This window comes from Natrinema salifodinae (assembly GCF_900110455.1).
GTDB classification, from domain to species: domain Archaea; phylum Halobacteriota; class Halobacteria; order Halobacteriales; family Natrialbaceae; genus Natrinema; species Natrinema salifodinae.
Genome location: NZ_FOIS01000003.1, coordinates 536,124 through 559,705, shown reverse-complemented (window position 1 = coordinate 559,705; position 23,582 = coordinate 536,124). Strand labels below are relative to the sequence as shown.

Here is a 23,582-nt window from a genome sequence, read left to right as displayed (position 1 = left end):
TGTCGCACTGGTCGGTGTCACTCGATGGCACCGATTCGACGCGCCGCGTCGGTCGATCCAGCCGACGTGACCATCGACGACGAGTTCTGGAACCGCTGGCTCGAGACGACCCGCGAGGACCTGCTCGAGTACCAGTACGAGCAACTCGAGGCGAGCGGCTGTCTCGAGAACTTCCGCCGGACGGCCGACGGCGCCGACGGCGGCTTTCAGGGGATGTGGTTCGCCGATTCGGACGCGTACAAGTGGCTCGAGGCGGCGAGTTACGTCCTCGCTACGCGCGACGATCCCGGCCCCGATTCCGACCTCCGCCGGCGGGTCGACGACGTGATCGACCTGGTCGCGGCCGCACAGGGCGAGGACGGCTACCTGAACACCTACTTCGCGCTCGAGGAACCCGAGAAGCGGTGGACGAACCTCAACATGATGCACGAACTGTACTGCGCGGGCCACCTCATCGAAGCCGCCGTTGCCCACCACCGCGCGACCGACGAGACGTCCCTGCTTTCCGTCGCAACGGCGTTCGCCGACCACATCGACGACCGCTTTGGCGATGCGATCGACGGCGTTCTGGGCCATCAGGAGATCGAACTCGCCCTGGTGAAACTCTCGCGGGCGACCGGCGAGGAGCGCTACGTCGAGCGCGCGCAGTACTTCGTCGAGCGCCGGGGTCGCGACGACCGCCTGGCGCGAGAACTAGAACGGATCGAGGAGATTGCCGGCTACGATCCCGACGACGGCGGCGTCGCTGCGGACGCCCGCGAGGCCTTCTACGAGGACGGCGACTACGACGGGCGCTACGCCCAGGATCACGCGCCGCTTCGCGACCAGGAGGCCGTCGAGGGCCACGCGGTCCGCGCGATGTACTTCCTCGCCGGCGCGGCCGACGTCGCCGCCGAAACCGGCGACGAGGACCTGCTCGCCCGCCTCGAGCGCCTCTGGGAGCACATGACCGAACGGCGCACGTACGTCACCGGCGGGATCGGCTCGAGCGCCCGCGGCGAGCGGTTCACCGAGGACTACGACCTCCCCAACGACACCGCCTATGCGGAGACCTGCGCGGCGATCGGGAGCGTCTTCTGGAACCGGCGGCTGTTCGAGCTTACCGGCCGGGCGCGGTACGCCGACCTGATCGAGCGGACGCTGTACAACGCCGTCCTCGTCGGTCTCTCCCTCGACGGGACCGCGTTCTTCTACGACAACCGCCTGGCGAGCGACGGCGACCACCACCGCCGGGAGTGGTTCGAGTGCGCGTGCTGTCCGCCCAACGTCGCGCGGCTGCTCGCCGCGCTCGGGCGGCACCTGTACGCGACCGGAACCGGCACCGGCACCGATACCGGCACGGGATCGGACGAGCGGCTCCTCTACGTGAATCAGTACGTCGGGAGTTCGGCGACGGTGCCGATCGACGGGACCGACGTCGAACTCGACCAGGCCAGCGGACTCCCCTGGAACGGCGAAGTGACGCTCGACGTCGACCCGGAGACGCCGACCGAGTTCTCCCTTCGACTCCGGATTCCGTCGTGGTGCGAGGACGCGTCGGTTCGCGTCAACGGCGAGCCGGTCTCGATTGCGGTCGATCGCGATAGTGGTAGCGGTAGCGGTGGCGACGGTGGCGGTGTGGACAACGGCTACCTCGTTATCGAACGCGAGTGGATCAACGATCGGGTCGAAGTTACGTTCGAGCGGTCCGTCGTCCCGGTCCGAGCCCACCCGGCCGTCGCGGCCGATGCTGGCCGGATCGCGCTGACCTGCGGGCCGCTGGTCTACTGTCTCGAGGGCGTCGATCACGAGCGCCCGCTCCACCAGTATCGGGTCGAGACGGCGTCGGCGTTCGACGCCGGCTATCGGGACGACCTCCTCGGCGGCGTCGTCACTATCGAGGCCGGCGCGACGGTTCCCGAACTCGAGGAGTGGGACGGCGAGCTCTACCGGCCGGCCGCGGAGTCGGCGCGGCACTCGACGTCGGTCACCGCCGTCCCGTACTACGCGTGGGACAACCGCGCCCCCGGCGAGATGCGCGTCTGGCTCCGCGAGGAGTGATCGCGCGGCAGCTCCGAGGCGGCTCCGAGTTCGCCGGCTCGCTGGCACGCGGACACGCCTTGCGCCGAGGGAACTTCTCCGCGACGCTCTCGTCGACGACTGCCTCGACACGACCGACGCGTCCCTCCCCGCGTTCGTCGCGGGCCGTCACCGCCCGTCGTGAGCGAAACGCGTAAATTCGTGCTCGTTGACGGGTAGTCTATGACTCGTACGGCTGCCGTGATCGGCACCGGTGCCGAGCCGGAGAATCCGGGCCGAGACGGCTACGCGATGGCGTATCATCACGCAACTGGATACGAGGCGGTCGACGGCTGCGACCTCGTCGCCTGCGCGGACGTCGTTCGTGCGAACGCCGAGGCGTTCGCCGACGAGTTCGGGCTCCGCGACGACCGCGTCTTCGAGGACTACGAGGCGATGCTCGCGGCCGTCGAGCCCGACGTCGTCTCCGTCTGCGTCCCGCCCGCGGTCCACGCCCCGATCGTGATCGACTGCGTCCGCTCGGGGCTCGTCGACGCCGTGCACTGCGAGAAGCCGATGGCCGAGACGTACGGCGACGCTCGCCTGATGGTGCAGGAGGCCGCCCGTCACAACGTCCAGCTGACGTTCAACCATCAGCGACGCTTCAGCGATGCGGTCCGGACGGCGAAGGAACTGCTCGACGACGGCGAGATCGGCAGCCTCGAGCGCGTCGAGTTCGCGGCGCCGGTCGGCATCTTCGACTACGGCTCCCACTCCTTCGACCTCTGTAACTACTTCGTCGACGAGACCGTCGGCGAATGGGTTCTGGCGCAGGTCGACTACCGCGAGGAGAACGTCCAGTTCGGCTCGCACAACGAGAACCAGGCCGTCGTCTGCTGGGAGTACGAGAACGGCGTTACCGGCTTCGGAACGAGCGACAGCGGCGGCGAAAGCGAGGGCGGTCCGACGGGGATGGTCGACTGTCACAATCGGCTGATCGGCACCGAAGGGACGATCGAAATCGCGCCGTCCGGCGACGGGGCGGACGAACCCCCGGCGCTGCGAATCCGCCGCACCGGCGACGCATCGTGGACGGCCGTCGACGTCGCCGACGACCTCCACGACTGGACCCTCGTCGGCCGCGCGATCGCCGACGTCGTCGACTGCCTCGAAACGGGCGAGGAGCCCGAGCTCGGCGCGCAAAACGCGCTGACCGCGACCGAACTCATCTTCGCCGCCTGGGAGTCCTCGCGCCGGCGCGGCCGCGTCGACCTGCCCCTCGAAATCGACGACAACCCGCTCGCAGCGATGGTCGAGAGCGGCGCCCTGGCGCCCGACCCCGGCGAAGACGATAGCGACGACGGCGACGCGAAAGCGGGGGAGGCGGAAACGAAGGGTGCGTAACGTGGCGACGCTCCCCCTCTCCGTCTGTCTCGAGATGGTCTACGACGATGAGCCGTTTCGTGAACGAGTCGCCCGCGCCGCCGATGCGGGCGCCGACGCCGTCGAATTCTGGGACTGGCGCGACAAGAACCTCGACGCGATCGCGGCCGCGGCCGACGCGCACGACCTGGCGATCGCCGGCTGTACCGCGGGCGGGACGCTCACCGAACCCGCGCAGTCGGCCGCCGCGGTCGAGACGATCCGCGAGTCAATCGAGACGGCGGCCGACTACGGCATCGAGACACTCATCGCGACGAGCGGGCCCGACCAGGCGAACCGCGATCGGGAATCGCAACGCCGGACTATCATCGATATCCTCTCGCGGGTCGCGCCGGCCGCCGAGCGAGCGGGCGTAACGATCGTCCTCGAACCGCTGAATACGGCGGTTGACCATCCCGACTCCTTCCTCTCGTCTTCGCGGGAGGGATTCGAGATCGTCGACGCGGTCGACTCCCCGGCGGTAGCGCTGCTGTACGACGTGTATCACCAGCAGATCACCGAGGGGAACATCGTTTGCACGCTCACGGAGAACGTCGATCGCATCGGGCACGTTCACGTCGCCGACGTACCCGGGCGCCACGAACCCGGGACCGGCGAACTCGACTACGCGACCGTCCTCGAGGCGCTCGCCGCGGCCGGCTACGACGGCTACGTGGGCTGCGAGTTCGTGCCGACCGGCGATCCGGACGCCGCGATGGCCGCGGTCGACGCCCGATTCCCCGAGTAGCCGAACGGTGCGGGAACCGATCGCGTCGCGTCGACGCCCGCCTGGCTTCGGTCCGTTGGAACCGCTCGGTGCGGATCCATCGATCCTCGATCGAGCGGCGATCGCCGACCGATAGAAGTATCTGCTTAGTATTCATCCCCAAATTCAGATATATAGGGCGAGTTATGACCGAAGCGTAAATAGTATCTCAACCGCTCTCCCCAAATTTCGTCCGGTCAAGCCCTGCTACAGGGCCGGTATCGGATTCCTCCGGATCAGGGCTGAATCGGAGAACGACGTGGGAATTATACTTACAAATTCTCCGCCCCCGCAACACATATATCCATAATATTCGAGTATAATTTCCAGCCTACGATTTTTATTGTGAGTTGATGCTGAGTGTTGGTTCTCGTTTCAAAAAGACGATTCCGTCACCGAATGTATAATAATACAGTCATAATCACACATCTACCACTTAGTGAATATTATCAGGGGTCGCTCCTCTCATCGGGGTTCGTTCGTACACCGTATTCTGATCTGGGACCGAATCCCGGCTCCCAGGCGCGTCATCGCGGGAATCAGCGGTCGGATCCGCCGACGGACGATCGGTTGACTACGAACGATGCCGCGGATTCGTCGGTCCAGCGTCTGCTATCGTATGGGAGCGTCAATTCCGTCGAGACCCATTTCTATTCTAGATCAGACCTATGTTAATTTAACACTATTTATAAAACATCTGTCTGAATTGTGGAATATGGCTGGTGTGATCGCGCTTTGGCTCAGTACTCTCGCCGCCGGTTACCTCGGCGGACGGCTCTACGGTCGCTATACGCTTCGGTACGGAAACGAGGCCGACCGCGACTCACGCGGCACGTACCGTCTCCTCGCCGTCGTCGGGTTCGGAAGCGGGTTCGTCCTCGCGTTCGCCGGCCTGGTCGATGCGACCGAACGAGCGCTATCGTCCGTTCACCTGGCTCTCGCCGACGCCGTCGACGGCGCGACGGCTCGAACGGCTGCGCGAGTAGAGCGACCGGCCTGACCGAAGCGACGCGTCAGAGCGTATCCAGAACCCCAAGAACGCGTTCCTCGTCCTCGCGGTCCGGGCCGTTCTCGTCGCCGTCCCGATCGCTCTCGAGGTGGTCCGTGACGGCCCGGTCCATCGCCTCCTCGAGCGGCGTCGACTCCCAGCCCAGCGCGGCGAGTTTCGCCGTCGAGAGGACGTGGGGGTACTCTCGGTAGAGCGGGTAGTCGTCGAGCGCGATGTCGCCGGCCGCGAGTTCGCGGGGGCCAGCGTTGACGATGTCGACAGACGTGTCTAAGCTGTCGGCGATCAGTTCGACCATTTCTTCTACCGTCACGAGCCGCCGATCACCGACGTTGTACGCCTCGCCCGCCTGGCCGTCTTCGGCGACGATCCGCAGGGCGCTGGCGACGTCCTCGACGTAGACGCGGTGCCAGAGGTTCGTTCCGTCGCCGGGGACCACGACCCGATCGAACCGGTTTACCCGGTCGATCCACCAGTCTAAGCGCTCGGTGTAATCGTGGGGCCCGTAGACGATCGGCGGGCGGACGGCCATCGCGCGGACGCCCTCCTCGGCCGCCGCGAAGACAGCCCGGTCGCCCTCCGCCTTCCGGTTCCCGTAGGTCTCGAACGAGTCGTCGGTCGCCTGGTCGGGCGTACAGGAGTGCAGCGGCGTCTCGTCCTCTCGCTTGGGGATCTCCTCGCGGCCGTAGGCCGCGCCGCTGGAGACGTAGACGTAGGCCTCGCAGTCGTCGAAGACGCGAGTGGCGGCGCGGACGTCGCTCGGGTGGTAGGCGACGCAGTCGAAGACGGCATCGTACTCGCCGGTGGTCGCGGCGGCTTCGAGCGACGTCTCGTTCGTGCGGTCGCCCTCGACGTGATCGACGCGGTCGTCGCCCTCGAACGGGTTCTCGCGGTTCCCGCGGGTGAGCAGCGTCACGTCGTAGTCGTGTGATAGCAGTTCCTCGACGAGATGGCGGCCGATAAAGCGCGTGCCGCCGATGACGAGTGCGCTGTCCATATCCGAATCTCGCGGCTGCGGGTGAAAACGATGGCGAACGACGGGGTCGGAACGGTCGGCACCGGTCGTCTGATGTCGCTCGCGCTCGCACTGAGATTCGTTCTCTCGCGTGAGAGTCACGATTGTCGTGGAGAGGGTTCTATTGACCCGTTCGTGGTAGGGCGGTCCGATATGTCACAACAGCTCTGGACGGATCCTGCGGGCGAGTATCCACTCGAATGTGGCCACTGTCACTATCCGATCCCGGGCGACCCCGAGGAGACCGACGACGGCATGTACTGCTCGACCGCCTGCCGCGAGGCCGCCGCCGACGACTCGACGATGGTCGACCCCGTCGCATACAAGCGCGTCGTCACCGGGGTCGAACCGCTGGACTCGCTCGTCCCGAACGGCATCCCCGCCGACTCTTTTCTCCTCCTCTCGGGCGACGAGGGTACCCGACGGGCCGAACTCGGCATCGAACTCGCCTGGCGCGCCCTCGAACGCGGCGAACCCGCGGTCGTCATGTCCTTCGCTAACCCGCCGACGGCGACCCTCGAGCGGTTCTACCAGAACGGCTGGAACGTTCTGCCGGCCCTCGAAACCGATCGCCTGCGGATCATCGACTGTTTCACCCACCGGCTCGACGACCGCGAGGAGTTCCTCGAGCAGCGCAACGACTGGTCGACGTTCGTTGGCGAGGCCGCCGAGGACGCGATCGTCGAAGTTCGCGATCCCGGCGACCGCCGCGAGTTGATCAACAGCCTCCGGGGCGCGCTCGACGACCTCGAGATGACCGAGACCGGCCTGGTCACGCTCGACTCGCTGGACGAACTCGAGTCGATCCTCCAGGACCGGCTGGTCCACGAGTTCGTCACGGACGTCCGGGCGACCGTCTGTAAGGCGCGGTTCGTTCCAGTCGTCGCCGCGGCATCGACGGCGGGCGAGGGCGGCCCCCCGGAGGCGGAGTACGTCTTCGACGGCATCGTCGATCTCCGGCTGACGGATCAGCTCGTGCCGGACGCCCGGCTCAAACAGCTCGCCGTCCGCAAGCTCATCGGGGCTCAGTTCCTCCCCCAGTGGGTAACCTACGAACACGAGCCCGCCCGCGGCCTGTTCGCGTTCGGGCCGAACACGGACGCCCGCCAGGTCTACGAAATCGGCGACGGACACCGACAGTCGATGCGGCACCGGTGAGTGCTGCATGTGGCGAATGTGTGGCGTCTAACGGCCGGTTTCGGCCTTGCACGCGAACTCACGCTCAGGATTTATCCGCGCGTTCGGCCTAGCATCACTCGCAGTCTCACAGTCACCAGCGACTAGCGCGCCGATCGGGGCGAGTCAGTGATCGGCGATCGAACCACACCGACGGTCCACGAGACGGCCACAACTATGAACGACCGATACGACACCGACCGAAACCGGGACGAAGGGCGCACCGAACGGTCGAACGACACCGGCTATCGCACGCAGGATCGCGGTCGAGACCAACGCGATCGGGGCGATCAGAACCGGGGCCAGGGCGGTAGCGACCGCGGCTGGCTCCACGGCCTGTTCAGCCGCGGCGAGAGCGACGACCGCGGCGCACAGGGGCCCGAGCACCGAGACCGAGAACGACGACGAACCGAGGGCCAGCAGGGCGCGTCCTCCGACGACGCCGGCTGGGGACGCGGCTCCGGAACGTCGTTCGGTAGCGACCGTCAGCGCGGCGGACAGTCCGATCAGCCACGTCAGGGTGACTACCCCCAGCGCGGACGGTCACAGCGCGGCGACCAGCAGGACTGGCAACAGTCCGGCCAGCAGAGTCAGCGCCAGGGCGGCCAGCAAGAGCGGATGAACCGTCGGCAGAGTCAGCAGGGCCGACAGCAACGAGGCCAGGGCCGACAGCGATCCGGTCAGCAGGGCCAGCACCAGGGCGGCCAGCAGAGTGGCTTCGAGACCAACGCGACCGACCAGGCGAACCTCGAGTACGGTGGCGAAGCCCGGCGGGAGGGACACCGCAGCGGGCAGCGAAACCAGCAGCAGTTCGGTCAGCAGGGTCGACAGCAACAGGGCCAACAGGGCCGACGGAGTCAACAGTCCGGCGGACAGCGCCAGGGCGGCCAGCAGAGTGCCCGTGGAACTGATCAGTCGGAGCAGGCCTTCCAGCAGGGCGGGATGCAGAACCAGCGCGGCCAGGATCGGATGCAGCAACAGCGGATGCAGGGCCAGCGCGGCCAGCAGAGTCGCGATCGAACGGAGAACCAGCGCGGCCAGGATCGGATGCAGCAACAGCGGATGCAGGGCCAGCGCGGCCAGCAGAGTCGCGATCGAACGGAGAACCAGGGCCGCCAGCAGCAGGGCGGCGACCGCTATCGGAGCGAGCAGCAGGGCCAGCAGGGCACCCAGCGCGGCCGAGAGCAGGAGGGCGCCCAGCAGCGCTGGCACGAGAACCGCGACACCCAGGCCGGCGGCGGCATGGACCGCAACCAGGGCCGCGCCGGCCAGGCCGGCCGTGGCGACGAGAGCGAGCAGTGGCGCCAGCAGGGTGGCGAGAGCCGACACCAGCAGGGCGAACGCCGCCAGCAGCAGAGCGGCACCAACTATCGGCAGGGCGGCGAGCAACACGGCAGCCAGTACCGGCAGGGCCAGTCCGAAGCCGGCCGCCATCAGCGAAGCGAGGGCAACCAGGCCGGCCGCCAGCGGGGCGGCGATCAGTACGGGCAGCAGGATCGAGACTACGGCGACAGCCAGCGGTTCGACCGCGACCGCGGTGACACCGGCTACTCCGATCACGGGCAGGGCCACCGCACGAACCGCGAGCAGTCCGGCGGCGGCCTGCAGTACCAGCAACGGGGGCCGCGTTCCGAGCAGGGTAGCTGGACAGAAGACCGCGAGACGGAGCAGGGTTCGAGTGACGAGCGCCACCGGCAGCGCCGGAACGAGAACGACGACATGAGCAACCGTCGCCACGTCCACGAGCGCGATCCGACCGACGACGAGGATTACCGCTCCGGCTAACGCGGCCCGCCCGCCGAGCGCCGTCGCGACCGAAATCACCCTCGTTTTTGCCGCCGTCGTCCCGACCGCCGATACGAGCAGTCCCAACACCGGCACCTCCGTCCTCGTGATCGACCTGGCCCAATCGCCGACGCCGTCGACCGCGACGGACGAGTGACCGGGACACGTATCTGCAGAAGACACTTATCACTCATAATGTATTTATCGGGCATGACGGATCGAAACCACGTTCGCCGTGCGTACGACGAACTCTCGTCGACCTACGCCGGCGAGCGAGTTGCGACGGACGAAGAGGCCGTCGCCCTCGAGTCGGTGTTCGACGCGCTGGCGCCGGGGTTTCGGCTCCTCGACGCCGGCTGCGGACACGGCGGTCCGGTCCTCGAGCGCGCGCTCGATCCGTCGATCGGGGACGAGGACGAGAGCGAGCAGAAACCAGGCCTGGCCGTCGGCCTCGACTTTTCGCGGTCCCAACTCGAGACGGCCGCCGAGTTCGTTCCCGATGCGGCGCTGTGTCAGGGCGAGTTGACGACGCTTCCGTTCGTCGCGAATAGCTTCGACGCCGTCACCGCGCTCTACTCGGTAATTCACGTCCCGGCGGACGACCATCCGACGGTGATCGACGAGTTCGCGCGCGTGCTCCGGCCAGGCGGCCGTCTGCTCCTCACGGAGGGACACACCGAGTGGACCGGCGCGAATCCGGACTGGCTCGCGACCGGCACCGAAATGCAGTGGAGCATGGCCGGCGCGGCGGCCACCCGCAACCACCTCGAGTCGGCCGGGTTCGAGATCGTCGCGGACGGGACGTTTCAGGACGAGTTAGCCGAGGATGACGACGTTCGATTTCCGTACTTTCACGCGCGGCTGGCGGCGTAGTCAGCACCGAAAGCGAGCCGGAAATCGAGAACGAGAGAGCGGTACGCGCGGGTCGTTAGTCGTCGCTCGCCGCGAAGCTGGCCGACTCGGTCGCGGCCTCTGCCTCGGGCGTACCGGGTAGTTCGTTGCGGACGTCGTCCGAACCCTGCTCGGTGATCGCCTCGTGGTAGGCCTCGGGCATGACCTTCACGAAGGCGTCGAGCGCGCGCTCCCAGTTTGCGAGCAGGAGTTCGCCCCGCTCGGAGCCGGTGTAGGCGACGTGGTTCTCGACGAGCCGGCGAAGCATCTGCTCGTCTTTGTCCTCGAGTTCGTCGTGCAGCGAGACCATACCGGTGTTGGCCTTCGCCGCGAACTCGTCGTCGGGGTCGTAGACATAGGCGACGCCGCCGGACATGCCGGCCGCGAAGTTCTTGCCGGTCTCGCCGAGGACGGCGACGACGCCGCCGGTCATGTACTCGCAGCCGTGGTCGCCGACGCCCTCAACGACGGCCTTAGCGCCGGAGTTTCGAACGGCGAAGCGCTCGCCGGCGACGCCGTTGACGTACAGCTGGCCGTCGGTCGCGCCGTAGAGCGCGACGTTGCCGATCGCGACGTTCTCGGTCGGATCGTAGGCTGCCGTCTCGGGGGTTCGGACCGCGATCTTGCCGCCCGAGAGACCCTTGCCGACGTAGTCGTTAGCGCTGCCGTCCAAGTGCATCGAGACGCCGCTGGCGAGGAACGCGCCGAAGCTCTGGCCGGCGGTCCCCTCGAGGTCGACGGTGATCGTGTCCTCGGGGAGGCCGGGCTCGCCGTAGCGGCTGGTGATGCGGTTCGAGAGCATCGCGCCGACGGTGCGGTCGACGTTGGTGACCTCGGTCTCGAGGCTGACCGGTTCCTGGTCCTCGATGGCGTCGGCCGCGGCCTCGATGAGATCGTGGTCGAGCTGGTCCTCGAGCTCGTGGTCCTGCTCGCGGATCTTGTGGCGGACCTCGCTGCCGGGGTCCGCTAGCACCTCCGAGAGGTCGACGTTGCGGGCCTTCGGATGGTCGACGTCGTCGCGTTGTTCTAAGACGTCGACCTGGCCGATCATCTCGTCGATCGTGCGGAAGCCGAGTTCGGCCATGAGTTCGCGCAGTTCCTGCGCGATGAAGGTCATGTAGTTGATGACGTGCTCGGGCTCGCCGGGAAACCGCTTGCGCAGGTCTTCGCGCTGGGTGGCAACGCCGACGGGGCAGGTGTTCTTGTGACACTGCCGGGCCATGACACAGCCCGAGGTCACGAGGGAAGCCGTCCCGAAGACGTACTCCTCGGCGCCTAGCAGGGCGGCGACGGCCACGTCGCGGCCGGTCTTCATGCCGCCGTCGGTCGAGACGCGGATGCGGTCGCGCAGGCCGGTTGCACACAGCATCTGGTTGGCCTCCGCGAGGCCGAGCTCCCAGGGCAGACCGGCGTTCTTGATCGAGGTGCGCGGCGACGCGCCCGTGCCGCCGGAGTGGCCCGAGATGTGGACCACGTCGGCGTTGGCCTTCGCGACGCCGGCGGCGACCGTGCCGATGCCGGCCTCGGAGACGAGCTTGACGTTGATGTCCGCCTCCTCGTTGGCGGCTTTCAGGTCGAAGATCAGCTGCTTCAAGTCCTCGATCGAGTAGATGTCGTGCAGCGGCGGCGGCGAGATCAGCCCGACGCCAGGCGTGGACTTGCGGACGTGGGCGATCATCTCGTTGACCTTCGAGCCGGGGAGGTGGCCGCCCTCGCCTGGCTTGGAGCCCTGGGCCATCTTGATCTGCAGCTCGTCGGCGTTCGAGAGGTACGTCGAGGTGACGCCGAAGCGCCCGGAGGCCACCTGCTTGACGTTACACTCGCGTTCGGTGCCGAACCGTTCGGGCGGTTCGCCGCCCTCGCCGGAGTTGGACTTGCCGCCCAACCGGTTCATGGCGATCGAGTTGTTCTCGTGGGCCTCCGGCGAGAGCGAACCCAGCGACATCGCCGCCGTCGAGAATCGCTCGACGATGTCTTTGATCGGCTCGACCTCCTCGACCGGGACCGGGTCGCGGTCGGACTCGAACTCGAGGAGCCCGCGCAGGGTCTGGAGGTTCTGCTGCTGGTCGTTGATCTTCGCGGCGAACTCCTGATAGCGCTCGTAGTCGTTCGAGCGGACCGCCTGCTGGAGTGCGCCGACGGTGTCGGGGTTCCACTGGTGGTGGATCCCGCCCGAGCGGTGTTCGAACTCGCCGTGGCGGTCGAGGTTTGGCTCCTCTTCGCCGCCGAAGGCGGCCACGTGGCGTTCGCGGAGGTCCGCCTCGATCTCGGCCAGGCCGATCCCCTCGGTTCGGTTCTCGGTCCCCTCGAAGTAGTCCGCGACGAGGTCCGAGTCGAGGCCGACGGCCTCGAAGATCTGGGCGCCCTGGTAGCTCTCGACCGTCGAGATGCCCATCTTGGCCATGATCTTCAGGAGGCCGTCCTCGACCGCGCCGACGTAGGCGTCGATCGCGACCTCGGCGTCGGCGCCGTCGGGGCCGGCGGTGATGTCCTCGATCGTCTGGTAGGCCAGGTAGGGGTTGATCGCGCCCGCGCCGTAGCCGACCAGCGTCGCGAAGTGGTGGACGGTGCGCGGGTCGGCCGACTCGACGACCAGGCCGACGTGGTTGCGAAGGCCGTTGCGAACGAGGTGGTGGTGGACGCCGCCGGTCGCCAGCAGGCTCGGGATCGCGACCCGGTCCTCGTCGATGCCGCGGTCCGAGAGGACGATGACGTCGTGGCCGTCCTCGATGGCTTCGACGGCGTCCTCGCGGACGCGCTCGATCGCCGCTTCGAGGTCGTCGCCGGGCTCGTCGCTCGCGGGCTCGTAGGTGATGTCGATCGTCGCGGCCGTGATGCCGTTGGCCTCGCAGTCGCGGATCGACTCGAGTTCGACGTCGGTGAGAATCGGCGAGTCGAGCACGAGCTGGCGGGCGTGCTCGGGGGACTCGTCGAGCAGGTTGCGCTGGTAGCCCAGCCGGGACTCCATCGACGTCACGAGCTCCTCGCGGATGTAGTCCAGCGGTGGGTTGGTAACCTGTGCGAACAGCTGCTTGAAGTAGGAAAACAGCGGCCGGTTGAACTCGGTGAGGACCGACAGCGGCGTGTCGTCGCCCATCGAGCCGACCGGATCCTTCCCCTTCTGGGTCATCGGCTCGATCAGGTTCTCGAGCTCGTCGTGGGTGTAGCCGAAGGCCGCCTGGTAGTCGCGCAGCCCCGCGACTTCCTGCTGGGGCGTCCGGTCGTTCGTGGTTCGGATGTCGTCGAGGTGGACCTGCTCCTGTTCGACCCACTCGCCGTAGCGGTCGTCGGTGAGGTCCTCGAAGACCTCCTCGTCAGGGATGACCCGGCCCTCGTCGGGATCGGCGAGGAATAGCTGGCCGGGCTGGAGGCGGCCGCGTTCCTCGATCTCAGCGGGTTCGGTCTCTAACGCGCCGGCCTCGCTGGCCATGATCAGCCGGTTGTCCGTCGTCACGTCGTACCGGCAGGGACGGAGCCCGTTACGGTCGAGGACGGCGCCGACGCGCTCGCCGTCGGTCGCCGCGACCAGCGCGGGCCCGTCCCACGGCTCGACCAGCGAGGCGTGAAAGTCGTACCAGTCCTTGCGGTCCTCATCCATCTCGTCGTCGCCCCGCCAGGCCTCAGGAACGAGCATCCGGAGGGCGTGTTCGAGGTCACGCCCGTCCTGCATGAGCAGTTCGAGTGCGTTGTCGACGCTCGCGGTGTCCGATTGGTCGGGATCGTCGATGATCGGCTTGACCGCCTCGAGATCGTCGAGGACGTCGCTCTCGATGTCTGTCTCGCGGGCGCGCATCCAGTTGATGTTGCCCTGAATGGTGTTGAACTCGCCGTTGTGGATGATGTTCCGGTAGGGGTGCGCGAGGTGCCAGGCGCCGAGCGTGTTGGTCGAGAACCGCTCGTGGACCATCACGAACGTCGATTCCAGTCGCTCGTCGGTCAGGTCGGGGTAGTAGGCGGGTACCTGCTCGCCCTTCAGCAGCCCCTTGTAGACGACGGTCTTCGAGTCGAGGGAGACGACGTAGAAGCGTTCCTTGTTCTCAATATCGGCGGCTTCGACGGCGTTTTCGAGCGCGCGTCGGGCGACGTAGAGCCGGCGGTCGAAGTCGTCGCCGGAGATGTCGTCCTCGGGCACGACGACGACCTGCCAGACGTCGGGTTCGGAGTCGACGGCCGTCTTCCCGAGGTCGTCGTTGTTCGTCGGGACGTCCCGCCACTCGAGGACGTCGAGGTCGTAGGTCGCGACGGTCTCTTCGACCAGCGAGACGAGCGCTTCGCGGGCCGTCTCGTCTTGGGGCAGAAAGAGCGAACCGACGGCATAGGTGCCCGGGAGGTCGGCGTCGAGAACGTCCCGGAGGAACGAATCCGGCGTCTGAAGCATAATACCGGCCCCGTCACCGGTGTCTTTCTCCGCGCCGGTCGTTCCGCGGTGTTCGAGATTGTGGAGTAGTTCGAGCCCGTCGGCGACGACGTCGTGGCCCCCGTCCCCATCGAGGTCCATGACGACGCCGACGCCGCAGTTCGACCGCGCGTCCTCGGGGTCGGCGAGCCCCTGCGAACGCTCGGTGGATGACGCTATATGTGGCTGTGGCATACCACGCCATAGCGGAAACCAATATAAGAGGCTAACCCATTATGGCTAAGTGTTTTTTAAACACATATATACAGATATAAGGCATATGGACAGCAATATAACATGATTTATCACGACTGTCTTCGGAGCGCGAGCCGCAGCGCTGACGGATTTGATCAGGAAAACTCCCCCGGCGGAGGGAGTCATGTCAGAGGCACGTAGTGTTCACCCACCAGAGTGAACACCACGTTTTTCTAGACCGTTTCCCCCGGTAAGCAATATCGGGCTAACTCTTTAGGCGTGTGAGGGATTGTCTCCCGCAATTCACCAGTTGTCGACGTTCGCGTCGGCGCGCGGCCGCCTGGTCGAGCGCTCGTCGAACCGCCCGATCGGGTCGCGGTCGATCAGTACGACTTCGCGAAGTACGCGACCTCGTCGGCGGGATCGCCGCAGACGCCGCACTCGTCGTGGTCGGGTTCGGGGACCTCGCCGGCCGTCCGACCGCCCTCGTCGTCCAGCGGTTGCATGACGATTTCGGCGGCGATCTTCTCCTTGATTACCTCTTCGCAGGCCTCGTCGCCGCACCACGGCGTCTTCACGTAGCCGCCGTGCTGGCCGATCGTCCCGAGGATCTCCTCCGGGCTGTGGGCCTCGCGGACGTTCGCTTCGAGGTTCTCCGCGGCCGTCTCGTAGAGTTTGTCGTAGATTTCCTCGAGGTGCTCGTCGACGGCATCGACGATCCCGTCGCGGTCCTCGACGGTCTCTTCGCTGTCCGGGCGGTGGACGAGCGTGACTTCCTCGTCCTCGACTTCGTAGGGGCCGATCTCCAGCCGGAGGGGAACGCCGTTGAGTTCGTGCTCGTTGAACTTGAAGCCAGGATTGCGCTCGTCGCGGTCGTCGAGTTCGACGCGGAAGCCGGCTTCCTCGAGATCGTCGGCGATTTCCTCGGAGTACTCGAGGACGTCGTCTTTCGTGTCCTCCTGCCAGATCGGGACGATCACGACCTGGGTGGGTGCGATCGTCGGCGGGAGCACGAGCCCCTGATCGTCGGCGTGGGTCATGATGAGTGCCCCGAGCGCGCGCCAGGAGAGCCCCCACGAGGTGGTGTAAGCGGTCCGCTCATCCTCGTCCTCGTCGGCGAAGGTGATGTCGAACGCCTCGGCGAAGCTCTGCCCGAGGTTATGGCTGGTCGCACCCTGAACGGACTTGCCGTCGGGCATCAGCGCCTCGACGGTCGTCGTGGTGTCCGCGCCGGGGAACTTGTCGTGTTCGGGCTTCTTCCCGCGCAGCACCGGAATCGCCAGCACGTCCTCGTAGACGCGCTCATATTGGTCGAGTCGGGTCCAGACCTCCTCCCAGGCGTCTTCGTCGGTCGCGTGGGCGGTGTGGCCCTCCTGCCACATGAACTCCTTCGTCCGGAAGAACGGCTTCGTCTCCGTGGCCTCCCAGCGGACGACCGAACACCACTGGTTCAGGCGCAGCGGAAGGTCGCGGTGACTGCGGACCCAGTCGGCCATGAACGGCGCGATGATGGATTCGCTGGTCGGGCGCACCGCCAGGCGCTCCTCGAGTTCGTCGTGGCCGCCCTGGGTGACCCACGCGACCTCGGGGTCGAACCCTTCGACGATGTCCTTTTCCCGTTCGAGGAAGCTCTCGGGGATGAACATCGGGAAGTAGACGTTGTCGACGCCGGTCTCTTTGAACCAGCCGTCGAGCGCGTCCTGAATGGCCTCCCAGAGCGCGTAGCCGCGGGGCTTCGTGACGATGAACCCGCCCATGGGCGCGTAGTCCGCCAGGCCGGCCTTCTGGACGACTTCGGCGTACCACTCGCCGGGCTTGTGCGATTTTGACTCGGTGATCCCGAGTTCTTGACTCTCGTCGCTCATTGCTACGACATGCAGTCAGCGCAGGCTTAAACCATACGAAGGGCGGACGCGCCGGGACGTCGCCGACGACGGGTCGCCGAGCGGGCGAACGTCGGTTCTCGCAGTGAAACGTCGATCAAACTGCAAACCGTTGGTTCGTTTCCTCCGGTTCTCTCGGTTTTATGCACGCGAGGCTGGTAGGAACGATGGATATGAAAGCGATCGAAGTCGACGCGTACGGCGAGAGCGACGAACTCTCGGTCGTCGACGTTCCGACCCCGGAGCCGGCGGCCGGCCAGGTCCGGATCGACGTCGAAGCCGCAGGGATCAACTTCGCGGACGTCATGCAACGTCGCGGCCATTACCCGGGCGGTCCCGAGCCGTCCTACGTCCCTGGGATGGAAGCCGCGGGCACGGTCGATGCCGTCGGCGAGGGCGTCGAAGACGTCTCCGAGGGCGACCGCGTCGTCGCGATGCTCGACACCGGCGGTTACGCGGAGTACGCCGTCGCCGACGCCGGGCTGCTCTTTCCCGTTCCCGAAGGGATGAGCTTCGAGGCGGCCGCCGGCTTTCCCGTCCAGTTCCTCACCGCCCACGCCTGCCTCTTCGAGTGGGGCGGGCTCGAGGACGGCGAGTCCGTCCTGATCCAGGCCGCCGCGGGCGGGGTCGGCACGGCCGCCGTCCAGCTCGCGTCCAACGCCGGCGCCGAGGTCTTCGGCACCGCGAGCACGCGGGAGAAACTCGACCTGGCGGCCGACCTGGGCTGTGACCACCCGATCAACTACACCGAGACGGACTTCCGCGAGGTCGTCGACGCGGAGACCGACGGCGAGGGCGTCGACCTCGTCCTGGAGAGCGTCGGCGACGACGTCTTCGAGCGCAGTCTCGACGCGATGGCTCACTTCGGCCGGATGGTCACCTACGGCGTCGCCAGCGGCGTCCCCGCCGCGGCTGAGAACCAGCGCCTGCTCTTCGAGAACAAGACCGTCAAGGGATTCCACCTGGGCCAGGCGGCCGCCCACGACCCGAGCAGGGTGATGCAGGCGGTCCCCGATCTCACAGAGGGCCTCGCGAGCGGCGACCTCGAGGTCGTCCTGGGCGAGTCGTTCGCGCTCGCGGACGCGGCCGAAGCCCACCAGTACATCGAGGACCGCAAGAGCTCCGGGAAAGTCGTGCTGAAGCCGTAACCGGACGAGCGAGTCGCCGGAATCGGCGACCGCGCGGAATCGCACCCGCAGCGATCAGCGGAACTGACGGCTCAGAACGAGACGTCCCACTCGAGGTCGTGGTCGACGAACGCCGCTTCGTCGAGGGGCTCGCCGCCCTCGAACCGGAACTCGCCGCGCACCGTCTTCCCCTCGAGCACGCCAGGCAGCCAGAGTCGGTCGTCCTCCCACATCTGGTCGTAGGGCACGTCCCCGATCGGAACCCACTCCGGCCTGGCCTCCTCGGAGGGCGTCGGCTCGCCGGTAAAAGAGCGAGTGCGGAAGACGTGACAGAAGGTGTGGACCTCGCCGTCGAGCAGGAATCGGAGTTCACCTGCCTTTTCGAGGTCGCGGACGTCGAGGCCGACCTCCTCGCGCGTTTCGCGGACCGCACACTCCTGCGGTGTCTCACCCGGTTCGCACTTGCCGCCGGGGCCGTTGTACCACCCCTCGCCCAGGCCGCGTCGCTTCTCGATCAGGAGTACTTCGCGGCCGTCGTCGCCGTCGGCGGTCGGATCGTCGCCGCGACTGATGGTCCGAAGCGGGAAACAAAGCGTCGCCTCGATCATACCCGCCCGTTCGTTCGGACCGTGAAAAACGTGCGTTCTCGCTCGAGTCCATCGGAACGCTTCGAACGGCTGTCCAGTCGCCGACACAGTTTATGCGAGCCAGATCTCATATTCATACGGGATGAAAGGGGTGAGGTGTCCGGACTGTAAGAAACGGGCGGGAACGGAAATCGAGGGGGAACTGCTCGGTCCAGAAGTGAGAAGAATGTTGGAATGCAAAAACTGCGGCCACACCTGGGACGTAGTGGTCTGAGCGGATCCCTACTCGCGCAGCGAGCCGCGATGTGCGCGTCGTCCGACCGAATCGGCGGACCCGCGAGCGCGGAATCGGCGGCGAACCGCCGGCCGGTGTGGGCCCGGAGTAACGCAGGATCCCGACGAGGCCGACGGGAGCGATGACTCATTCGTCGGCATGCGAAAAGACGAACTCCCGGACGAGTTTCCCCGCGAGCGCGGCCGCCTGGCCGTCGTCGCGGTCGTTGACCTCGACTACGTCGAACCCGCCGGCCCGCGGTGCGACCGCGCGTACGACGTCGCGCAACTCGCGCGGTTCGAGGCCGAACGGCTCCGTCGTGCCGGTTCCCGGCGCGTAGCCTGGGTCCGCGGCGTCGATGTCGACGCTCAGGTAGACCTCGCGGTCGGCGAGGCGGTCGTCGGGGTCCCACGCCGCCACGTCTTCAGGCGGGACGACGGTCACGTCGTCCGCGGCCGCGCGCTCCCACTCCGCTTCGCTGCCGGTGCGGGCGCCGAGGACGATCGCCTCCTCGACCGAGTCGACGTCCTCGAGGATTCGCCTGGTCACGGCGGCGTGGGACAGCGGGTTGCCGTCGTAGGCGTCGTAGAGGTCGAGGTGGGCGTCGCAGCAGACGAACACCTCGGGTTCGACGGCGCGGACGCCCGCCAGCGAGACGGTGTGCTCGCCCCCGAGCGTCAGGGGGACGGCGTCGTTCCAGACGGCCTCGCGGAGCGTGCTCGTCAGGTACTCGAGATAGTCTTCGACGTCGTCCCACGCGCGGACGTCGCCGCGGTCGATGACGCCGAGGTCCGAGAAGTGCTGGTCCGTCCGGTGGTCGTAATCGTCGAACGGCTCGGCAAAAGAACGGATCCGTCGGGGCCCGAATCGGGTCCCCGGTTGAAAGGTCGTCGTGGCGTCCAGGGGCGCACCGACGACCACGAAGTTCGCGCCTCCACGGTCGGCCTGTGCCACCGCGTCGGTCCCCTCGCGTTCGTCAGCCGCCCCGGGAAACATTAGACGATCTTTCGCTGGTCTTCCATCTCGAGGTACTCGATGTTCTCGTCGGGGGAGACGTCCGCGTCCTCGGGGACGCGCATCGTGATGGTCTCGTAGGTCTCGAGGTCCATCACCTGCATGTCCGCCCCGTCGACGGAGACGATCTGGCCCTGTTTGCGCTCGATGATCGGGACCCAGATCTTCGCGTCGACGGGCTGGGACAGCGAGCGCTTCTTCCCGTCGAAAACGCCCTCGGCCTCGATACGGGCCTTGGCGCTGCCGTGTTTGCCCGGCTTGGCCGTCGAGTAGGAGTTGATCTTACACGGCGTGTCCTCGATCATTACGTAGCTCCCTTCCTGGAGGTCGCGAACTTCGGTCTGCTGTTTCGCCATATTCCGGCGTAATCAACCGACGTGCATAAACCGTTTGGAATGGCCGCTACAGCGAGTTCTGTCCGCCAACACGTCTCACTGGCCACCTCGCTGCAACGAGTGGGGACCGACCGTGGTTCAGCGGGAGTCGACGGCGCAGGTCCCGAATCCGCCTGCCAGCGGCCCGAACAGGCGCGTTTCGGTTGGCTCTACGGCAGTGACGAGATCCCGTTCGACAAGCGCGTTCGCGACCCTTAACCTTCCGACGGCGCCAGGCCGCCGATTCGACCTGCGGCGTGTCCCGACGCGGGTCACCACCGGAACCCACCCGACGTCGCGGGCGGGTCGAGCGGACTCGCCGGGAGGCCGTCTCCGACCTCGGGATCGTTGTACGCACCCGGCGCGACGTCGTTCGGCGAGTCGGGATAGCACAGCGACGCGAGCGCCTGAAGTTGCCCGCGGCCGACGCCGAGTTCGAACTGCCCGCCGCCGTACATTCGAATTCCGCGTCGCTCGCAGTAATCGATCGTCTCGAAGAGAGATTCGAGCGAGCCGAACCGGGAGGGCTTGACGTTGAGCCAGTCGGGCTCCCAGGGGAGGTCCTCGATGTCCGCTAGACCGTGGATCGGCGCGTCCCAGGAGACCCGCGAGCGAATATCGGGGTCCTCGAACAGCGGCCGCGTCGCGTCGGTCAACGCGGGATCCTCGACGACGACGTTCGGGAACGCGTCGAGCACGAGTTCGTACAGGTCGGAGTCCGCCGGCGCGTCGACCTCGGTTCCCTCGTACCGACCCTTGAGATCCAGGATGCGGACCGCGTCCGTCCCGACCGTCTCGTCGATGGCCGCGACCAGGCCCGCGTCCCACGCCGAGATCGGATCGAGTTTGAACTCGAGGTCGGGGACCCGCTCGCGCAACCGCTCGAGCCGGTCGGTCGTCGGCGGCTCGCCGAGGCGGGTGCTCGCGACGAACCGGACGGGATCGGGCGATCGATCCAGCGCGCTCGCCAGGTCCGTCTCCGCCTGGCGGAGAGCCAGGTCCAGCGCCGCGCTCTCGAGCCCCCACCGCCGGTAGTTGCGGAAGACCTCGCGGTCGGGCGCGCCGCCCGGAAAGAGGTCGACGTCGGCCAGGCGCTCGGAGAACGAGTCGACGGTGTAGTCGCCGGTCAGGTCCGGGAGGCCGGTCTCCGCCAGGCGGTCGTGATCCGCGGTCTCGTAGGTGACGTCCTCGCCGCGGCCCGTGACCGTGCCGTCGTCGTCTCTGTCCCCGTCGCCGTTCGGTGCCGGCCCCGAAAGCGCGAACTCGGTCGTCACGCGGGTGAAATCGCTCGAAGTCTCGCGTTCCAGCCGCTCGGTCCCGATCCGGTCGATCGTCAGCGACAGATCGGCGATCCGATCGTAGTCCATACCGTCCGTTCGAGGCCGGTGCGGAAAGAGGCTCGGTGCCCGTGTGGCGGGCCGAACGCGGTCACTCCTCGCCGCGTCGCTGCCGCAGGTTGTGCCGGGTGAACTGCGGGCGCGCGTGGATCGACTCCGGTTTGCGGAACGAGCGGTAGAGCTGGACCGTCACGACCACCGAGAAGACCGCGGCGACGATCGACGCCCGGGGCGCTTCGAGTGCGTACAGCACGCCCATCGAGAACAGCGACATCGTGAGCAACATGCCGTAGACCAGGCGCTTGGCGAGCTTGTCGAAGACGTTCTCGTCGTCCTCGAGGCCAATGCGGACGTAGAGGTCGTCGCGCTCGAGCCGGTCGAGCGTCCGCTCGGCTTTCGGTGCGAGCCTGGTCAGCGACTCGCTCGTCTCGCGGAGCTGGCGGCCGGTCTCCTCGAGGTAGCGGCGGATGGACTCCTCGCGGTAGCCCTGCTCGGTCAGGTAGGCGGTCGCGACCGAGATGAAGTCGAAGTCCGGATCGAGCGTGACGCAGACCCCTTCGACGACGGTCGCGACCCGGAGGACGAGCGCGAGGTTCTTCGGCAGCCGGAACGGGAAGACGTAGATCGAATCCTCGATCTGGCCGACGATCTGATTGACCCGGTACTGTTCGACGTCCTCGCCGCGGGCGTCCTGGATGGCCAGTTCCATCACCTCGGCCATCACGCCGCGGTCGGCGTCGGGGGAGAGCGTCCCGATCTCGATCAGGGCGTCGAGGATCGCGTCGATGTCCTGGTTAGCGACGGCGACGTAGAAGTCGATGATCTTCTCCTGGACGAACGGATCGACCCGGCCCGACATGCCGAAGTCGTAGAAGACGATCCGCCCCTCGTCGGTCACCGCGAGGTTGCCCGGGTGCGGGTCGGCGTGGAAGACCCCGTCGTCCATGATCATCTGCAGGTACGCCCGCTCTAGGTTCTCCGCAACTTCCGTCCGGTCGAGTCCCTTGCGCTCGAGTTCCTCGAGGTCGTTGATCTTCGTCCCCTCGATGTAATCCATCGTGAGCACCCGCGGCCCCGAGTGGCTCTCGATCACTTCGGGGATGAGAAACCGATCGTCGTCCGCGAAGTTCGACCGGATCTCGGCCAACATCTCGGCCTCGCGCTCGTAGTCCATCTCCTCGCGGATCGTCTTCGCGAACTCGTCGGCCAGGTTCTCCAGCGAGAACGCCCGCGAGTCGTCGACGAAGTACAGCAGGATCGGCAGCGACCACTTGATGACCCGCAGGTCGGCCCGGACCAGAGCCTCGATGTTCGGCCGGCGGACCTTCACCGCGACCTCGCGCCCGTCGACGTCGGTGACGGGGTTCGTCTCGACTGCACCGGGGTCGACGCGCGCCCGGTAGACCTGGCCCAGGCTGGCACCGCTGATCGGGTCGCTGTCGAACGCCGCGAAGCGCTCGTCGACGGGGCCGAGCTCGTCCTCGAGCACGTCCTTGGCTTCGGGCCAGGGTGCCGGCGGGACCTCGTCTTGCAGCGCCGAGAGCACGTCGATGTACGCCGGCGGGAGCACGTCGGGCCTGGTCGAGAGCAACTGGCCGAGTTTGATGAACGTCGGTCCAAGCGTCAGCAGCGACTCGAGCAATCGCTCGGCCCGCTGGCGGTGGACCTCGGTGCCGACCTGGCGTCGGGGGCCGAACAGGAGGAAGCGCCGACGGTCGCGGGCGTAGGCGAGCAACAGCGGGAGGAACTGCCACGCGACGACGACGAACCGCTTGTACGCGCGGAGTGAGGCCAGCCTCGGTCACCCCGCGTTAGGTGTCCTCGTCGACGATGTCGATCGTCGTCTCGCCGCCGGAACCGCGTTTCGGGAGAGTCAGTTCGAGGACGCCCCGATCGACCGTCGCCTCGACGCCGGCGTCGGAGGCATCGTCGGGAAGCGGGAGGTCGACGTCGAGAAACAGCGACCGGTTCTCCTCGAGGTACCGGAAGTCGTCGACCGGCTCTTTCTCCCGGTGGGCGTCGATGGAGATGCGACCGTCGTCGATCGCGATATCGAGCGACTCGGCGGTGACCCCGGGCACGTCGAGCACGAGCAGGTAGGCTTCCTCGCTCTCGAGCAGATCGAAGAAGACGTCCTCGGAGAGGTCCCGCAACGCGTCGCGGAGCGCTGACATGGCTACAGGTTCGAACGCCGATACGAAAAAGCCCGCGGTCGCGGCCGATTCTCGGCGGCTCCCGGCGGCGACGGGCTTGGACCGGCGGCCGCCTGCGCCGTCGCCGGCGTCGGCCGGTCGGCCGGTCGGCGGTTCCCCCACGCTTTTGGCGTCCGACGACCC

Annotated in this window: 17 protein-coding genes; 8 read left to right on the top strand and 9 right to left on the bottom strand. The window is 67.0% G+C overall.

Going from position 1 to position 23,582, the window contains the following annotated elements:
• The first annotated feature begins 24 nt into the window (after window positions 1-24).
• The 4 genes from BMY29_RS12765 to BMY29_RS12750 all read left to right on the top strand — a co-directional run bounded on the left by BMY29_RS12765 (window position 25) and on the right by BMY29_RS12750 (window position 5,186).
• Window positions 25-2,040: a glycoside hydrolase family 127 protein gene (locus tag BMY29_RS12765; protein ID WP_049991784.1), complete on the top strand. Its 2,016-nt coding sequence runs from the start codon at window positions 25-27 to the stop codon at window positions 2,038-2,040.
• 201 nt (window positions 2,041-2,241) lie between these two features.
• On the top strand, window positions 2,242-3,402 hold the full coding sequence (locus BMY29_RS12760; RefSeq protein WP_049991783.1) for a Gfo/Idh/MocA family protein: 1,161 nt from the start codon (window positions 2,242-2,244) through the stop codon (window positions 3,400-3,402).
• A gap of 34 nt (window positions 3,403-3,436) precedes the next feature.
• Window positions 3,437-4,168 carry a TIM barrel protein gene (locus BMY29_RS12755; RefSeq protein WP_049991808.1) on the top strand — a complete coding sequence of 244 codons (732 nt, stop codon included), beginning with the start codon at window positions 3,437-3,439 and terminating at the stop codon, window positions 4,166-4,168.
• Window positions 4,169-4,901: 733 nt separating this feature from the next.
• Window positions 4,902-5,186 (top strand): hypothetical protein, encoded by a 285-nt coding sequence (locus tag BMY29_RS12750; protein WP_049991782.1) that lies wholly within the window; start codon window positions 4,902-4,904, stop codon window positions 5,184-5,186.
• A gap of 13 nt (window positions 5,187-5,199) precedes the next feature.
• Here the strand turns inward: BMY29_RS12750 and BMY29_RS12745 are convergent, their stop codons facing one another.
• Window positions 5,200-6,189: an NAD-dependent epimerase/dehydratase family protein gene (locus BMY29_RS12745; RefSeq protein WP_049991781.1), complete on the bottom strand. Its 990-nt coding sequence runs from the start codon at window positions 6,187-6,189 to the stop codon at window positions 5,200-5,202.
• 171 nt (window positions 6,190-6,360) lie between these two features.
• Between BMY29_RS12745 and BMY29_RS12740 the strand changes: the two genes are divergently transcribed.
• The 3 genes from BMY29_RS12740 (at window position 6,361) to BMY29_RS12730 (ending at window position 10,041) form a co-directional block, all read left to right on the top strand.
• Window positions 6,361-7,365 carry an RAD55 family ATPase gene (locus tag BMY29_RS12740; RefSeq protein ID WP_049991780.1) on the top strand — a complete coding sequence of 335 codons (1,005 nt, stop codon included), beginning with the start codon at window positions 6,361-6,363 and terminating at the stop codon, window positions 7,363-7,365.
• A 195-nt stretch (window positions 7,366-7,560) separates the two neighbouring features.
• Window positions 7,561-9,168 carry a hypothetical protein gene (locus BMY29_RS21110; RefSeq protein WP_177179246.1) on the top strand — a complete coding sequence of 536 codons (1,608 nt, stop codon included), beginning with the start codon at window positions 7,561-7,563 and terminating at the stop codon, window positions 9,166-9,168.
• A 210-nt stretch (window positions 9,169-9,378) separates the two neighbouring features.
• Complete coding sequence (locus BMY29_RS12730) at window positions 9,379-10,041, top strand: class I SAM-dependent methyltransferase (RefSeq protein ID WP_049991846.1); 663 nt, start codon at window positions 9,379-9,381, stop codon at window positions 10,039-10,041.
• Window positions 10,042-10,096: 55 nt separating this feature from the next.
• Here the strand turns inward: BMY29_RS12730 and gltB are convergent, their stop codons facing one another.
• Together gltB and proS are read right to left on the bottom strand one after the other, a co-directional pair.
• Window positions 10,097-14,650, bottom strand: coding sequence for a glutamate synthase large subunit (gene gltB, locus BMY29_RS12725; RefSeq protein WP_173424947.1), 4,554 nt, complete (start codon window positions 14,648-14,650; stop codon window positions 10,097-10,099).
• Window positions 14,651-15,033: 383 nt separating this feature from the next.
• Window positions 15,034-16,515 carry a proline--tRNA ligase gene (proS, locus tag BMY29_RS12720; protein ID WP_049991845.1) on the bottom strand — a complete coding sequence of 494 codons (1,482 nt, stop codon included), beginning with the start codon at window positions 16,513-16,515 and terminating at the stop codon, window positions 15,034-15,036.
• A gap of 191 nt (window positions 16,516-16,706) precedes the next feature.
• On the opposite strand from proS, the gene BMY29_RS12715 reads away from it, so the two are divergent.
• Window positions 16,707-17,681 carry a quinone oxidoreductase family protein gene (locus tag BMY29_RS12715; RefSeq protein ID WP_049991844.1) on the top strand — a complete coding sequence of 325 codons (975 nt, stop codon included), beginning with the start codon at window positions 16,707-16,709 and terminating at the stop codon, window positions 17,679-17,681.
• A 71-nt stretch (window positions 17,682-17,752) separates the two neighbouring features.
• On the opposite strand, the gene BMY29_RS12710 is transcribed toward BMY29_RS12715, so the two are convergent.
• From BMY29_RS12710 to BMY29_RS12685, 6 genes are all read right to left on the bottom strand, one after another.
• Window positions 17,753-18,268 carry an 8-oxo-dGTP diphosphatase gene (locus BMY29_RS12710; protein WP_049991843.1) on the bottom strand — a complete coding sequence of 172 codons (516 nt, stop codon included), beginning with the start codon at window positions 18,266-18,268 and terminating at the stop codon, window positions 17,753-17,755.
• A 400-nt stretch (window positions 18,269-18,668) separates the two neighbouring features.
• Complete coding sequence (speB, locus tag BMY29_RS12705; protein ID WP_049991842.1) at window positions 18,669-19,517, bottom strand: agmatinase; 849 nt, start codon at window positions 19,515-19,517, stop codon at window positions 18,669-18,671.
• Window positions 19,517-19,891 carry a translation initiation factor IF-5A gene (locus tag BMY29_RS12700; RefSeq protein WP_049991841.1) on the bottom strand — a complete coding sequence of 125 codons (375 nt, stop codon included), beginning with the start codon at window positions 19,889-19,891 and terminating at the stop codon, window positions 19,517-19,519. The genes speB and BMY29_RS12700 overlap by 1 nt, the downstream gene beginning before the upstream one ends.
• Before the next feature lie 290 nt (window positions 19,892-20,181).
• Window positions 20,182-21,276, bottom strand: a complete 1,095-nt coding sequence (locus tag BMY29_RS12695; RefSeq protein WP_049991840.1) for an enolase-like domain-containing protein — start codon at window positions 21,274-21,276, stop codon at window positions 20,182-20,184.
• A 61-nt stretch (window positions 21,277-21,337) separates the two neighbouring features.
• Complete coding sequence (locus BMY29_RS12690; protein WP_049991839.1) at window positions 21,338-22,981, bottom strand: ABC1 kinase family protein; 1,644 nt, start codon at window positions 22,979-22,981, stop codon at window positions 21,338-21,340.
• Window positions 22,982-23,057: 76 nt separating this feature from the next.
• Window positions 23,058-23,420 (bottom strand): Hsp20/alpha crystallin family protein, encoded by a 363-nt coding sequence (locus BMY29_RS12685; protein ID WP_049991849.1) that lies wholly within the window; start codon window positions 23,418-23,420, stop codon window positions 23,058-23,060.
• Between the last annotated feature and the right edge of the window lie 162 nt (window positions 23,421-23,582).